The following is a 14,162-nucleotide window of genomic DNA, read 5'->3' as shown; positions in this document are numbered from 1 at the left end:
CAATTTATGACACAACACCAAGATGAATCGACGTTTGAAACCTTTAAACGTCTATGGACTTATATCCGTCTTTATAGAACAGGTTTATCCGTTGCAGTGGTCGCACTCGTGATCAATGCTGTAGCCGATACTTATATGATTTCTCTACTCAAGCCACTTCTTGATGAAGGCTTCGGCGATGTTGAGTCAAATTTTTTAAAAATTCTCCCGGCCATCATTTTTGCGATGATGTTTATTCGTGGTCTTAGTGGCTTTGTTTCGACTTATTGTTTGAGTTGGGTATCGGGGAATGTTGTGATGCAGATGCGTCGCGGCATCTTTAGTCACTTTATGCACATGCCAGTGAGTTTCTTCGACAAGGAATCGACAGGCGGTTTGTTGTCTCGTATCACTTACGATTCAGAACAGGTAGCTGCCGCAACAAGTCGTTCATTGGTGAGCATTGTTCGTGAAGGTGCGAGCATTATTGGTCTGCTGGTGTTGATGTTTTGGAACAGTTGGCAACTTTCGCTTGTGTTACTCATCGTTGCGCCGCTAGTAGCTTGGGCGATCAGTATTGTTTCAAAACGCTTTCGTAAAATCTCAAAGAACATGCAGACATCGATGGGCGACATGACGACATCTGCTGAGCAGATGCTTAAAGGCCACAAGGTAGTTTTGACCTACGGTGGACAAAAAGTCGAAAGTGAACGTTTTGAGCGAGTCAGTAATCAGATGCGTCAGCAAACTATGAAGATGGTTGGTGCGTCAGCGATTGCGAACCCCGTGATTCAAATGATTGCCTCTTTGGCTTTAATCTCTGTGCTGTTTTTAGCCAGCTTTGATTCGGTTCGTGCTGAACTCACGGCAGGTACATTCACCGTGATTTTCTCAGCAATGTTTGGTTTGATGAGGCCTCTAAAAGCCTTGACTGGCGTAACGTCTGAGTTCCAAAGAGGTATGGCAGCGAGCCACACCTTGTTTGCATTGATGGATCTTGAAACGGAAAAAGATAACGGTCAGCTTACGTTAGAGCGCGCCAAAGGTGACATTAAAGTCGATAATGTAACGTTTACCTATCAAGGTACTGAAAAACCAGCACTGCGCAATGTAAGCCTTGAGCTTCCCGCCGGAAAAACCATTGCACTAGTAGGTCGCTCGGGTTCAGGTAAAAGTACAATTGCCAATCTATTTACTCGTTTTTACGATGTCGATAGTGGCGATATTTCTTTAGATGGTCATAGCATTAAAGATTTCAAGCTGACCAACTTGCGTCAACATTTCGCGCTGGTTTCTCAAAATGTTCATTTGTTTAACGACACCATCGCTAACAATATCGCGTATGCCTGCGAGGAGCAGTATTCTCGTGAAGATATTGAGCGCGCAGCGACTTTGGCACATGCGATGGAATTTATTGAAGGAATGGAACAAGGCCTTGATACGGTCATCGGAGAAAATGGCACCAATTTGTCTGGTGGCCAACGTCAAAGAATCGCGATCGCACGAGCACTACTGCGTGATGCACCTGTATTGATTCTCGATGAGGCGACATCGGCTCTGGACACCGAGTCTGAGCGAGCGATTCAATCTGCATTAGAGGAGCTGCAAAAAGACAAAACGGTTCTGGTTATTGCGCACCGTCTATCGACCATCGAAGACGCAGACGAAATCCTAGTTGTTGATGAAGGTGAAATCATTGAACGCGGCGATCATGCGACGTTGATTGCTCATGAAGGCGCCTATTCTCAACTGCATCGCATTCAGTTTGGTGAGGCATCGTGATAGAAGCGCTGTGGTTTAAACACCACCCAGTTAGGTGGTTAGTTTGGCCTGTTCTCTGGCCCCTAAGTAAGGTGTTTAGCTGGGTAAGCCAACGACGAAAAAACGCCTATCTGTCAGGGAAAAAAACGCGCTATAAAGCTTCGGTCCCTGTGGTTGTGGTTGGCAATATTACCGCAGGTGGTAACGGTAAAACGCCCATAGTAATCTGGCTCATAGAGCAGCTCCAGGCTTGTGGTTATCGCCCTGGAGTAGTGTCGCGTGGCTATGGTGGTAAGGCTCAACATTACCCGCTATTAGTGGATGACACGACGTTAACAAAACATTGTGGTGATGAGCCAAAGTTAATTTTTAGTCGAACGGCAGTACCTGTGGCGGTCGATCCGGTGCGCAGTCAGGCTGTTCAGTTACTGGAGCAACATGGGGTTGATATCATTATCACCGACGATGGGCTCCAGCATTATGCTCTAGAACGTGATGTTGAGTTTGTAGTCGTGGATGGCGTAAGGCGCTTTGGTAATGAGCAGATGATGCCACTAGGGCCATTGAGAGAGCCTATCAGCCGTTTAAAAGGCGTTGACTTTATTGTCACTAATGGCGGGCAGGCGCAGGCACTGGAAATGCCTTTTCAACTTGAGCCAGCGTTAGCGGTCAACTTAAAAACGGGAAGACAACGCGAAGTCACGGCACTAGGTGGGCTTGCAGCCTTTGCTGGAATAGGTCACCCACCAAGGTTTTTCAATACGTTGACTCAACTTGGGGCTAATCTTAAAGTGACTAAAGGTTTCGCCGATCATAAAGCTTTTGAACAGCAAGAGCTTTATGAATTTTCACAAGCAGCAGAAAATGTCATCATGACAGAGAAAGATGCAGTTAAATGCCATTCTTTCGCTCAGGATAATTGGTGGTATCTACCGGTTACGGCAACATTTAATGACCAAGATAGCCACTCTATAATGGAAAAAATTAAAAAGGTAATTAACAACTATGGATCATCGTCTTCTTGAAATAGTCGCTTGCCCAATCTGTAAAGGAAAACTCACTTTTGACAAAGAAAATCAAGAGTTGATTTGCAAGCTAGACCGATTAGCTTACCCAATCAAAGAAGGCATTCCTGTGCTTCTGGAAGCGGAAGCAAGAACTATGGCAATGGATGAGGGGCGATAATGTCTTTTACAGTCATCATTCCGGCGCGCTATCAGTCGAGCCGACTACCGGGTAAGCCGTTAGCCGATATCAACGGCAAACCAATGATACAGCATGTTTATGAGCAGTCTCTGAAATCAGGGGCCGACAGAGTGATTGTGGCTACCGATGATGAACGAGTAGAGCAAGTCGTCCTCAGTTTTGGTGGCACAGTCTGTATGACATCAGCGGATCATGAATCTGGCACAGAGCGACTTGCTGAAGTCATCAGTAAAATGGGTATTGATGACGAGCACACGATCGTTAATGTGCAAGGTGACGAGCCAATGATTCCACCCGTAATTATTGAGCAAGTGGCTAATAATTTAATGGGAAGTGACGCACCGATGGCGACATTAGCGGTTGAAATTAAAGACCAAAACGAGGTCTTTAATCCCAATGCAGTTAAAGTGGTAACCGACGAAAAAGGTTACGCGATGTACTTTAGTCGAGCGACGATCCCCTGGGACAGAGATGCCTTTGCCAATGATGCTCAAAATATCCAGCAACCTCTGCTGCGCCACATCGGGATTTACGCATACCGAGCTGGCTTCATTAATACCTACATCAACTGGCAGCCGAGTGCTCTAGAAAAAATAGAGTGTTTAGAGCAATTACGTGTGCTTTGGTACGGTGAAAAAATCCATGTCGCAGTCGCAAAGCAAGCACCTGCCGCTGGAGTTGACACCCCAGAAGACTTAGAGCAGGTGCGTTCGCTCTTCAAGTAAGATTGAGTCTTTGATCCGGTAGAGTGGTTTCACACCACTCGCCTGAGGCAAGGTTTAGCAATGTAAAGCCCGCCATCGAATAGCGAATCAACCTCAGTGTAGGATACCCAATATTTGCCGTCATACGCCTGACCTGACGATTGCGCCCTTCGATAATGGTAATGGCTAACCAGGTAGTGGGTATATTGGCTCGAAAGCGGACTGGGGGATTTCTCTCCCAAACTTTGGGCTCATCAATACGTTCCACTTTTGCTGGTAGAGTTGGTCCGTCTTTTAGGGTGATACCACTGCGTAATTTTTGGAGGTCGTCTTCACTCGGATCTCCTTCAACCTGAACCCAGTACGTTTTCTCCGATTTAGATTTAGGTTGCGTCAAGCGAGCTTGTAAAATGCCGTCGTTAGTCAGTACCATCAGCCCCTCACTGTCACGATCAAGGCGTCCTGCAGCATAGACATCTTTTACCGGAATAAAGTCCGCAAGCGTTTTTCGTCCCTCACCATCAGTGAACTGACTTAAGGTATCGAATGGCTTATTAAACAAAATAATCTTGCGTTCGCTCGGACTGATACGAGGTTTCTTTTGATCTTTTTGACTCGGCTTTGGGCGTTTTTTAACCGCAGAATGGGATGAATTTTGTTTGAATTTTTTCTTGACCGGGCGATTTTCTTGGCTTGGACGATGATTTGCCGTTTTAAGTGTCATGTTAACTACCTTGCAAAAATGTAAACAAACTGTAGGTGTTAGTTTTGTCTACTTTAATTTTGAGCTATCATATGCGCGCTCAAAACTCATAATAATGCACAAGATAATAGACTAATCGACCAAATTTGTTTAATTATAAGTGCTTAGGATTTAGTGTGATTGCGTGTTTAATGCTCGTTCCAAGTAAAGATTATAGCAATGTAAGGGATTTTACTTGGAAGCATAGCCTGTGACTACCGTAGCAGTGCAGTTACATGTTTACGCCATGGTGTATTAACGCCGGGCGTCAATTCAGAAGAGGTGCGTGTGCACCTAATTAGAACTATAGGGAAATTTCATGCCTACAGAAAAGCCGACAATTATTTATACGATTACTGACGAAGCTCCAGCTCTAGCAACGTATTCGTTGTTACCTATCATCCAATCTTTCACTGCTTCGTCTGGAATCAATGTTGAGACTAGAGACATCTCGCTAGCGGGCCGTATTATTGCGAACTTCCCTGACTACCTAAAAGAAGAGCAGCGAATTGGGGATGCTCTTGCTGAATTAGGAGAGCTTGCAAAGACTCCTGAAGCAAACATCATTAAATTGCCAAATATTTCGGCGTCTGTGCCTCAACTGAAGGCTGCTATTCAAGAATTACAACAAAATGGCTTTGCTTTACCTGATTACCCAGAAGAGCCAAGCAACGCCGAGCAAGAAGCCATTAAAGCGACCTACGATAAGATCAAAGGTAGTGCTGTAAACCCAGTACTTCGCGAAGGCAACTCAGATCGCCGCGCTCCTTTATCGGTTAAAAACTACGCAAAGAAAAATCCACATTCGATGGGTGCATGGAAGAGCGACTCTAAGTCACATGTTTCTAGCATGTCGGATAATGATTTCTTTGGTAGTGAAAAATCAGTCACTGTGTCTGGAGAGACCACAGCCAAGATTGTATTCACCACGGCCAGTGGCGAAAAAAACACGCTTAAAGATGGTCTAGCATTACAAGACAAAGAAATTATCGATACGTCGGTATTGAATAAAGCCGCTTTGGTTGAGTTTTTTGAAAAGCAGATCCAAGAAGCTAAGCAGCAAGACGTTCTATTGTCACTTCACATGAAAGCGACAATGATGAAAGTGTCTGACCCGGTTATCTTTGGCTATGCAGTGAAAGTGTACTACAAAGATGTTTTCGAGAAGTACGCGACTTTGTTTGAAGAGTTGGGTGTTGACGTGAATAACGGTCTTGGTGACGTCTACGCTAAAATTGCATCGTTACCAGCAGAGCAAAAGTCGGCTATCGAAGCGGACATCGCTGCAGTTTATGAATACCAGCCGGAGCTGGCTATGGTCGACTCTGATCGTGGTATCACAAACTTACACGTGCCTAGCGATATCATTGTTGATGCGTCAATGCCGGCCATGTTACGCGCTTCAGGGCAGATGTGGGGGCCAGACGGCAAACAAAAAGACACCAAAGCGATGATCCCAGATCGCAGTTATGCTGGCATTTATCAAGCCGTGATTGATTTCTGTAAAGAGCATGGCGCCTTCGATCCAACAACGATGGGCAGCGTACCAAACGTAGGTCTAATGGCGCAAAAAGCGGAAGAATACGGTTCACACGATAAGACATTTATTATGTCTGCAGCAGGATCTGTAGAAGTGATTGATGCAAACGGTGAAGTCTTGTTGGTTCAAGCTGTCGAGCAAGGTGACATCTTCCGTATGTGCCAAGTTAAAGACGCTCCAATTCAAGATTGGGTTAAACTTGCTGTGACGCGCGCTCGTGCAACAGGTGTCCCAACGGTCTTCTGGTTAGACGAGAACCGCGCACATGATGCAGAACTTATCAAAAAGGTCAATGCGTACCTGCCTACTCACGATACCACTGGTCTAGATTTACGTATCCTTGCGCCTGTAGAAGCGACGTTAGTTTCTCTAGAACGTATCAAGCAGGGTCTGGACACTATCTCGGTAACGGGTAACGTACTGCGTGACTACCTTACTGATTTGTTCCCAATCTTAGAGCTTGGTACATCAGCTAAAATGTTGTCGATTGTTCCACTTATGAACGGTGGTGGTCTATTTGAAACTGGCGCGGGTGGCTCTGCACCAAAGCACGTTCAGCAAGTTCAAAAAGAAAACCACTTGCGTTGGGACTCGCTGGGTGAATTTTTAGCACTAGCGGCTTCACTAGAGCACTTAGCCACAATATCAGGTAATGACAAAGCAAACGTTCTAGCGAAAGCGCTTGATGAAGCAACAGGTAAGTTCCTTGACAACAACAAGTCACCTTCACGTAAGGTTAATGAACTGGATAACCGTGGTTCTCACTATTACCTAGCACTGTATTGGGCACAGGCTCTGGCGGTTCAAACCGAAGATGCACAACTCGCTTCTCAATTTGCACCTATCGCCGAGCAACTAGCGGTAAATGAAAGTGTGATTGTCTCTGAGTTGAATGCAGCTCAGGGTCCAGCAGGCGAATTGGGTGGCTATTACCAGTTTGACGAGAGCAAAGCGTCAGCATTGATGAGACCAAGCTCTGCACTGAACTCGATTATTGGTTAATTTGATTGTCCCACAATGAAAAAACCCACCTTATGGTGGGTTTTTTTAGGTTTGTGTCTTTCAAATTAGTTGGTGTGACGTTGTGTTCTTACTATATTGATTACTTTGCAAGGGCTCCCTCTATAGGAGTGACGGAGCTTGCGTGATAGCCCTTAGGGCCTTCTTCCACTTCGTAATCGACTTGCTGACCCGCTTTCAGTGTACGGTAACCATCCATCTTAATTGTCGAATAGTGAGCAAAGATATCGCCATCTTCACCTTCCGGACAGATAAACCCAAATCCTTTGGCATTGTTAAACCATTTTACTGTACCTGTAGCCATGCTATACATCCCTCATGCATTTTTGTTACTTATGTATCTGAAGACACAAACCAAACTGTTCTTCACGCGACTAAACGTTTCGAATTCTTTTCCTTTTTTGAGTCTTGTGTTCCTTCAACACTCAGAATACAGATTCAAAATTAGTTAAATTTTAGTCACTAATTAACCACTTTAGCTAATGATTGAGCTTAGTCAATAGTAATCTCGTATAAATCAATACAAATTAGAAACATGCAAGGTTTTTATTTAACATTTCATCAAAGAAATCGCTTCAATTACTGGCTGATTTCGATATTCTAGATGAGGCACGCTGGTTTTTATTCTTTCTTGACTCATATGTGACACACACTAATAGCATTGTTTTATTTGCAGCGATACAATTGGTGCATTAGTCTCTAAATAGAGATGTTTTTCGAGTCTAGAGTGAGGGTGTACAACCGAGTTGTCATCAATCACTCATCTCTAGGTAACGTCATAAACGAAATGCGAAAACTCTCAACAAAAATTAGCCATGAGTAAGAATTTTGAATGGGTGACTCCAGACTCAGATTTACTGGAGAAAGAAAAAACCAAAATTGAGCCACCAAGGTTGTATAACGTCTTGTTAAATAACGATGATTACACACCTATGGACTTTGTAATAGAAATCTTGGAACGCTTTTTTTCGTTGGATGAAGATAAGGCTACCCAGGTTATGCTGAAAGTGCACTATGAAGGAAAAGCTATCTGTGGCACTTTCACCTCTGAAGTAGCTGAAACGAAAGTAGCGCAAGTGACCATGTATTCAAGGGAAAATGAACACCCATTATTGTGTACCATGGAGAAAGCCTGATTTTCGCATGTACGACATACGTCGTTCCTTAGGAGGTACTTATGCTAAATAAAGAATTAGAGTCGAGCCTTAACGGTGCATTTGCTCGTGCCCGTGACAAAAGGCATGAATTCATGACGGTAGAGCATCTCCTCTTAGCGTTGTTAGACAATGACTCGGCTAAAGAAGCTCTACAAGCTTGCAGCGCTAGTCTAGACGGCCTGCGTCAAGAGCTTGATACTTTTATCGATCAAACAACCCCACTCATCCCAGACAACGATGAAACTCGCGAGACTCAACCTACGCTGAGTTTTCAACGCGTTTTGCAACGTGCTGTTTTCCATGTTCAATCCTCCGGCCGAAATGAAGTCACGGGCGCTAATGTTTTAGTCGCCATTTTTAGTGAACAAGAGTCGCATGCAGCGTACCTACTAAAGAAAAATGATATAAGTCGACTGGACATTGTTAATTTTATTTCACATGGCATTACCAAAACCTCTAGCAGTAGCAATGATGAACCTTCGAGCGGTTCGATTGGAGGCTCAGAGAATGTCGAGGAAGTGAGTGGCGAGGACCGTTTAGAAAGTTTTGCGACAAACCTGAATCAGGTGGCTAGAGAAGGCAACATCGATCCGTTGATCGGTCGGGATAAAGAGTTGGAGCGAACTATCCAGGTATTGTGTCGCCGTCGTAAGAATAACCCTTTACTCGTCGGTGAAGCCGGCGTGGGTAAAACCGCGATCGCTGAAGGTCTTGCCTGGAGAATTGTCGAGGGGCAAGTTCCAGAGGTCATCCAAAATAGTATTATCTACTCTCTCGATATCGGTTCGTTACTGGCTGGTACCAAATATCGAGGCGACTTTGAGAAGCGTTTTAAGGCGATTCTCAAGCAGCTCGAGAAAGAAGACGATGCTATCTTATTCATTGATGAAATACACACCATCATAGGCGCTGGTGCGGCTTCTGGAGGGCAGGTTGATGCTGCCAACTTGATCAAGCCATTGCTCAGTAGCGGTAAGTTACGCTGCATTGGCTCTACAACGTATCATGAATACAGCAATATTTTTGAAAAAGAGCGTGCTCTTTCCAGACGTTTCCAAAAAATCGACGTAGTCGAACCATCACTAGATGATACGACTAAAATTTTGATTGGACTTAAACCTAAATATGAAGCTCACCACGAGGTTCGCTACACAAACAAGGCTCTTAGAGCAGCGGTAGAGCTATCGGCTAAGTACATTAATGAGCGTCATCTACCCGACAAAGCGATTGATGTCATTGACGAAGCCGGTGCTCGCAGTCGTTTAGTGCCAGCGAGTCGACGTAAGAAAACCGTGGGCGTAGCAGACATTGAAGCCATGGTTGCTAAAATCGCTCGTATTCCGGAAAAATCAGTGTCTTCCTCAGACAAAGACATTCTTCAAAATCTTGATGAGAAAATGAAAATGTTGGTGTTTGGTCAAGACCCAGCCATTGACGTCCTCAGTGAAGCCATCAAAATGACTCGTGCTGGTCTTGGTGCCGACAACAAACCGGTAGGGTCGTTCTTATTTGCCGGCCCAACAGGTGTAGGTAAAACGGAAGTCACGGTCCAGCTTTCTAAGCTGCTTGGCATTGAGCTATTGCGCTTTGATATGTCTGAATATGGTGAACGCCATTCCGTGAGTCGCTTGATTGGCGCGCCTCCGGGTTATGTAGGCTATGACCAGGGTGGATTACTTACCGATGCAGTAATTAAACACCCACACTCTGTTGTACTGCTTGATGAAATTGAAAAAGCACACCCTGATATTTTTAACCTGCTGTTACAGGTTATGGATAACGGAACTTTGACCGATAACAATGGCCGTAAAGCGGACTTTAGAAATGTGATTTTGGTTATGACCACCAATGCGGGTGTCGCTGAAACCGAGAAGAAATCCATTGGCTTAATCCAGCAGGATCATAGCCCTGATGCGATGTCTGAAATTAAGAAAGTCTTTACACCTGAATTTAGAAACCGTTTAGATAATATCATTTGGTTTAACAGCCTAGACAGCGAAGTTATTCACCAAGTTGTTGATAAGTTCATTGTCGAGCTTCAGGCGCAATTAGACGCTCGGGGCGTATCACTTGAAGTGGACCAGGACGTACGTCACTGGCTCGCTGAACGTGGCTACGACAAGACGATGGGTGCAAGACCAATGGGGCGCGTAATTCAAGACAAGCTCAAAAAGCCGTTGGCGAATGAGTTGCTATTTGGCGCGCTGGTTGACGGAGGGACGGTAAGAGTGTCTTTGGTTCAAGATGAGCTGGAGTTTACTTATCTCGGCACTAAGGAAGAAGCTGAAATTCATCATTAATATTGAACTTAGGGTAGGTCGACCAGGCCTACCTTTTCCTGAGAAGGTGAAATAACCATTTTAAAGATACAAAAAACGGAGCTTGACGCTCCGTTTTTTGTATTCTGTGCAACCTAAAGGATTAACGAGCACGGAAGACGATGCGACCTTTAGATAGGTCGTAAGGAGTCATCTCTACAGTTACTTTGTCACCTGTTAGGATTCGGATGTAGTTTTTACGCATCTTACCAGAAATGTGTGCTGTAACTACGTGACCGTTTTCTAGTTCAACGCGGAACATTGTGTTTGGTAGAGTATCAAGGACTGTACCTTGCATCTCAATTACGTCTTCTTTAGCCATTTAATCCTCTTTCGAAATGTGGCGCTTCTAACGGCAGGCATTGTGCCGTTAAAATATCAATAAGTAAAGCTGCCGGGTATTCTACCCTCGCCACCGCTGATTTACTAGCTTTTGATGACGATGAAAGTTGGTTTTATAGTTCATCGCTGAACATTCGTCGATTTGGTAACCAAGGTAGAGCCACTGTTTGCCTGCCATTTTACAATATTCTAATTGCTTCAACACCGACAGCGTGCCTAGCGATAGAGGGTGTTGGGGGTCGTAGAAAGTATAAAATGCGCTGGCACTATGTTGCAGGTTATCGGTTATAGCGACAGAGATCAAAATATCGTGCTCATAGATGTGTAAGTATTTGATGTTCAGCCATGTACACTGAGAAAAATCATAAAATTGCTGTTGATTAGGAGGATACATACTGCCCTTGCTATGGCGCTCCTCTATGTAGCGTTGGTACAATTCGTACCAATTATTATCAAGTGTATCTTTGATTTCCCAGCGCAGGTTTTTCGCCTTATTTAAAAGACGCTTCTGACTTTTTGTGGGCTGGTAATCTTTTATGGAGACGCGTAAAGCCTGGCAGGCCTGACAAAAATCGCATTGTGGCTTGTAAATCGTGTCGCCACTGCGGCGAAAACCGTTGGCCAATAGCATTTCATAATGATCGGACTCGTGACAGTGTTTTTCGAGCACTACCGCAACGCGCTCTTGCTTGTTGGGCAAGTAACTACAAGGTTGATTGCGACTGAGTCCAATCCTTATTTGTTCCTGAGCCATATTCACTAAGGATCCCTACTTATATTTGGTTCTCGTAAAGTTTGCATTGTGAAGCAGTCTTTTAGTAGCGGTTGCGCTCGAAGTTTCTCCAGCTGAGTGAGATAGGTTTCTCGATCAAGCTCAAAAGCCCCAAGCGACAAAAGGTGATCATTCATGACCTGACAGTCGATGAGTTTACCACCATGAAGCGCAAAGTGATGACAAAAGTACCAAAGGGCAATTTTCGATGCGTTGTCCTGAGTTGAAAACATAGACTCACCGCAAAACATTTGACCGATACATAACCCGTATAGACCACCGACCAACTCAGAACCACGCCATACCTCTACCGAATGGCAGATCCCTTGCTCGGAAAGCCGAATATAGGCCTTGATCATATCCTCGTTAAGCCAGGTCTCTTCAGTGCTCCGAGTGCTTGCGCAATTGGCGATGACGGAACTAGTCGCTCGATTAAGAGTGACAGTATACTGAGCCTTTCGCTGGAACTTTCTAACGCTTCTAGAAGGGCGATAACTGACAGGGTCAAAGACAGCTCTAGGAGCAGGACTCCACCATAGAATGGGTTCTTGTGGGCCAAACCAGGGGAAAATGCCTTGCTGATAGGCCGCGAAAATTCGTTCTGGATGTAAATCTCCCCCAAACGCCAATAGCCCATTCGGGTCATCCATTGCGTCTTCAGGGTAAGGAAACCAATAATCAGAAGATGAGAGTTCGTATAAATAAATCGCCATTAATAAAACTGACCCAAAAGTGTTACAAACGATGCCTAAATCAAGGCTATTACGTAGCCCATCATGTTCTATTTCAATACAAAAGTATAACGTGATTTTTGGACTTTACGTTTTGGGTGGTAACTGTTTTATAACAAATTCTTGAGGTCGGAGCTCATTGCATCACGAAAAATGGCTTGGATTAACTCTGGTTTTTGCGAATCAATTTGGGTAGTCTGCAAGTACGAAGAATTTTGCATCGTGATCCTTAATGGATGAAATGATCACGAATGAAGGAATGAAAAAACTGAATGGAAAGCCTAACTCTACAGCCCATCAAAGAGGTATCTGGTACTGTTAATTTACCGGGTTCAAAAAGCGTATCTAATCGAGCCTTGCTACTCGCAGCATTGGCAGAAGGTACCACTCACCTTACTAACTTACTCGACAGTGATGATATTCGTCACATGCTTAACGCACTCAGTCAATTGGGTGTTGAATACCAACTTTCAGAAGATAGAACTCAATGTAAAGTGGTTGGTCTTGGCAGAGCATTTGAGGGGCGTGGACTAACCGAGTTGTTTCTGGGTAACGCCGGAACAGCGATGCGCCCGTTAGCGGCAGCGTTATGTCTAGGTCAGGGCGAGTATGTGCTTACTGGCGAGCCTCGCATGAAAGAAAGACCTATTGGTCACCTTGTCGATGCGTTAAAAGAAGCTGGGGCAAATATTGAGTATTTAGAAAACGAACATTATCCACCACTTAAGATCCAAGGAAGTGGACTTCAAGGCGGGAGTGTTTCTATCGATGGTTCAATATCAAGTCAATTTCTAACTGCGTTTTTAATGTCAGCTCCGTTAGCGAAAGCCGATACGCGAATTGATATTGTTGGTGAACTGGTATCTAAGCCATACATCGATATTACATTGCATATAATGAAGCAGTTTGGTGTTGAAGTCGAAAACAACCAGTATCAGACTTTCGTTGTTCGCGGTGGTCAAAAGTACCTTTCGCCCGGGCAATTCCTTGTCGAAGGTGACGCTTCGTCTGCATCTTACTTCTTGGCGGCAGCGGCGATAAAAGGTGGAGAAGTTAAGGTCACAGGTATCGGGAAAAACAGTATTCAAGGCGATGTTCAATTTGCTCACGCATTAGAGAAAATGGGTGCTCATATCGAATGGGGTGAAGATTTTGTTGCCTGTAGAAAGGGTTCATTGAAAGGGATTGATATGGATTATAACCATATCCCGGACGCCGCAATGACAATTGCAACCACCGCTCTTTTTGCTGAAGGCACAACGGCCATCCGAAATGTGTATAACTGGCGCGTGAAAGAAACCGATCGATTATCGGCGATGGCGACAGAGTTAAGGAAAGTGGGTGCTGAGGTTGAAGAAGGGGAGGACTACTTAATTGTTAATCCACCGAAAAAACTGACGCATGCAGCCATTGATACCTATGATGATCATCGTATGGCGATGTGTTTTTCATTAGTGGCTCTAAGTAATACACCTGTGACCATCAATGATCCGAAATGTACGTCTAAAACGTTTCCAGATTATTTCGAAAAGCTGGCAGGATTGAGTTGTTCTGAATAAGGAAGTGCCCCAAACAAGGGGCACTTTTTATTTACTTGGAAAGCGTAAATTCTGGGGATAAATGGTGTGCGAGATATTTAAACATATTAAACGCCGCAGGGGTTTTTTCTGATGGTAGCCCTTCATCAGTGAGGAAATACTCACCTTTGAAGATCAACACCATGTCTTTCTCGACAACAGAAGTCGCGCGCATGCCGTCTAAATAGTCGTCGTGGTCTTGAATTATTTGGTTAGCAATCAATAACAAATCGAATTGTGAGATAGGCTTTTTATTCGACATCTTAAACACCTAAAGTAAAAATGTGTCGATAGTCTATTATTCATAGCATTT

The 14,162-nt window shown here is 44.4% G+C and carries 14 protein-coding genes; 8 read left to right on the top strand and 6 right to left on the bottom strand.

Annotation, left to right across the window (positions count from 1 at the left end):
* The first annotated feature begins 6 nt into the window (after positions 1-6).
* Genes msbA through kdsB form a run of 4 tightly spaced genes read left to right on the top strand, consistent with a single transcriptional unit; the run spans position 7 to position 3,671 of the window.
* Positions 7-1,761 (top strand): lipid A ABC transporter ATP-binding protein/permease MsbA, encoded by a 1,755-nt coding sequence (gene msbA / locus LNL84_RS14010; RefSeq protein WP_244358191.1) that lies wholly within the window; start codon positions 7-9, stop codon positions 1,759-1,761.
* On the top strand, positions 1,758-2,765 hold the full coding sequence (gene lpxK / locus LNL84_RS14005; RefSeq protein WP_244358190.1) for a tetraacyldisaccharide 4'-kinase: 1,008 nt from the start codon (positions 1,758-1,760) through the stop codon (positions 2,763-2,765). Before msbA ends, lpxK begins: the two co-directional genes overlap by 4 nt.
* Positions 2,746-2,925: a Trm112 family protein gene (locus LNL84_RS14000; protein ID WP_244358189.1), complete on the top strand. Its 180-nt coding sequence runs from the start codon at positions 2,746-2,748 to the stop codon at positions 2,923-2,925. The genes lpxK and LNL84_RS14000 overlap by 20 nt, the downstream gene beginning before the upstream one ends.
* The gene (gene kdsB / locus LNL84_RS13995) at positions 2,925-3,671 is read left to right on the top strand and encodes a 3-deoxy-manno-octulosonate cytidylyltransferase (RefSeq protein WP_244358188.1); all 747 of its coding nucleotides are present in this window, start codon (positions 2,925-2,927) and stop codon (positions 3,669-3,671) included. The genes LNL84_RS14000 and kdsB overlap by 1 nt, the downstream gene beginning before the upstream one ends.
* Here kdsB and LNL84_RS13990 read toward each other — a convergent pair.
* Positions 3,664-4,374, bottom strand: coding sequence for a pseudouridine synthase (locus LNL84_RS13990; RefSeq protein ID WP_244358187.1), 711 nt, complete (start codon positions 4,372-4,374; stop codon positions 3,664-3,666). The genes kdsB and LNL84_RS13990 overlap by 8 nt on opposite strands.
* A gap of 337 nt (positions 4,375-4,711) precedes the next feature.
* Here LNL84_RS13990 and LNL84_RS13985 point away from each other — a divergent pair, with 337 nt between their 5' ends.
* Positions 4,712-6,934 (top strand): NADP-dependent isocitrate dehydrogenase, encoded by a 2,223-nt coding sequence (locus LNL84_RS13985; protein ID WP_244358186.1) that lies wholly within the window; start codon positions 4,712-4,714, stop codon positions 6,932-6,934.
* A 100-nt stretch (positions 6,935-7,034) separates the two neighbouring features.
* Here LNL84_RS13985 and cspD read toward each other — a convergent pair whose 3' ends face one another.
* Positions 7,035-7,256 (bottom strand): cold shock domain-containing protein CspD, encoded by a 222-nt coding sequence (gene cspD, locus LNL84_RS13980; protein WP_244358185.1) that lies wholly within the window; start codon positions 7,254-7,256, stop codon positions 7,035-7,037.
* A gap of 511 nt (positions 7,257-7,767) precedes the next feature.
* Between cspD and clpS the strand changes: the two genes are divergently transcribed.
* A complete protein-coding gene (gene clpS, locus LNL84_RS13975; protein WP_244358184.1) occupies positions 7,768-8,088 on the top strand; it encodes an ATP-dependent Clp protease adapter ClpS in 321 nt (106 codons plus the stop codon).
* A gap of 41 nt (positions 8,089-8,129) precedes the next feature.
* Complete coding sequence (gene clpA, locus LNL84_RS13970; RefSeq protein ID WP_244358183.1) at positions 8,130-10,409, top strand: ATP-dependent Clp protease ATP-binding subunit ClpA; 2,280 nt, start codon at positions 8,130-8,132, stop codon at positions 10,407-10,409.
* Positions 10,410-10,530: 121 nt separating this feature from the next.
* Here the strand turns inward: clpA and infA are convergent, their stop codons facing one another.
* The 3 genes from infA to aat form a co-directional block, all read right to left on the bottom strand.
* A complete protein-coding gene (gene infA / locus LNL84_RS13965; protein WP_001040192.1) occupies positions 10,531-10,749 on the bottom strand; it encodes a translation initiation factor IF-1 in 219 nt (72 codons plus the stop codon).
* An 81-nt stretch (positions 10,750-10,830) separates the two neighbouring features.
* Entirely contained in the window at positions 10,831-11,529 is a 699-nt protein-coding gene (locus LNL84_RS13960) for an arginyltransferase (protein ID WP_244358182.1), read from the bottom strand.
* Complete coding sequence (aat, locus tag LNL84_RS13955) at positions 11,529-12,254, bottom strand: leucyl/phenylalanyl-tRNA--protein transferase (RefSeq protein ID WP_244358181.1); 726 nt, start codon at positions 12,252-12,254, stop codon at positions 11,529-11,531. Before aat ends, LNL84_RS13960 begins: the two co-directional genes overlap by 1 nt.
* A 290-nt stretch (positions 12,255-12,544) precedes the next feature.
* Between aat and aroA the strand changes: the two genes are divergently transcribed.
* Entirely contained in the window at positions 12,545-13,831 is a 1,287-nt protein-coding gene (gene aroA / locus LNL84_RS13950) for a 3-phosphoshikimate 1-carboxyvinyltransferase (protein ID WP_244358180.1), read from the top strand.
* Between the two features lie 31 nt (positions 13,832-13,862).
* Here the strand turns inward: aroA and LNL84_RS13945 are convergent, their stop codons facing one another.
* Complete coding sequence (locus LNL84_RS13945) at positions 13,863-14,111, bottom strand: YciN family protein (protein WP_244358179.1); 249 nt, start codon at positions 14,109-14,111, stop codon at positions 13,863-13,865.
* Positions 14,112-14,162: the final 51 nt, after the last annotated feature.

It is taken from the genome of Vibrio gelatinilyticus, from assembly GCF_022836845.1.
GTDB classification, from domain to species: Bacteria; Pseudomonadota; Gammaproteobacteria; order Enterobacterales; family Vibrionaceae; genus Vibrio; species Vibrio gelatinilyticus.
This window is presented reverse-complemented; position numbering and strand designations above follow the sequence as displayed.

Coding starts and splice junctions, on each gene's coding strand:
- msbA (WP_244358191.1), top strand. CDS start 7: ATGACACAACACCAAGATGAATCGACGTTTGAAACCTTTAAACGTCTA.
- LNL84_RS14000 (WP_244358189.1), top strand. CDS start 2,746: ATGGATCATCGTCTTCTTGAAATAGTCGCTTGCCCAATCTGTAAAGGA.
- kdsB (WP_244358188.1), top strand. CDS start 2,925: ATGTCTTTTACAGTCATCATTCCGGCGCGCTATCAGTCGAGCCGACTA.
- LNL84_RS13990 (WP_244358187.1), bottom strand. CDS start 4,374: ATGACACTTAAAACGGCAAATCATCGTCCAAGCCAAGAAAATCGCCCG.
- LNL84_RS13985 (WP_244358186.1), top strand. CDS start 4,712: ATGCCTACAGAAAAGCCGACAATTATTTATACGATTACTGACGAAGCT.
- cspD (WP_244358185.1), bottom strand. CDS start 7,256: ATGGCTACAGGTACAGTAAAATGGTTTAACAATGCCAAAGGATTTGGG.
- clpS (WP_244358184.1), top strand. CDS start 7,768: ATGAGTAAGAATTTTGAATGGGTGACTCCAGACTCAGATTTACTGGAG.
- clpA (WP_244358183.1), top strand. CDS start 8,130: ATGCTAAATAAAGAATTAGAGTCGAGCCTTAACGGTGCATTTGCTCGT.
- infA (WP_001040192.1), bottom strand. CDS start 10,749: ATGGCTAAAGAAGACGTAATTGAGATGCAAGGTACAGTCCTTGATACT.
- aat (WP_244358181.1), bottom strand. CDS start 12,254: ATGGCGATTTATTTATACGAACTCTCATCTTCTGATTATTGGTTTCCT.
- aroA (WP_244358180.1), top strand. CDS start 12,545: ATGGAAAGCCTAACTCTACAGCCCATCAAAGAGGTATCTGGTACTGTT.
- LNL84_RS13945 (WP_244358179.1), bottom strand. CDS start 14,111: ATGTCGAATAAAAAGCCTATCTCACAATTCGATTTGTTATTGATTGCT.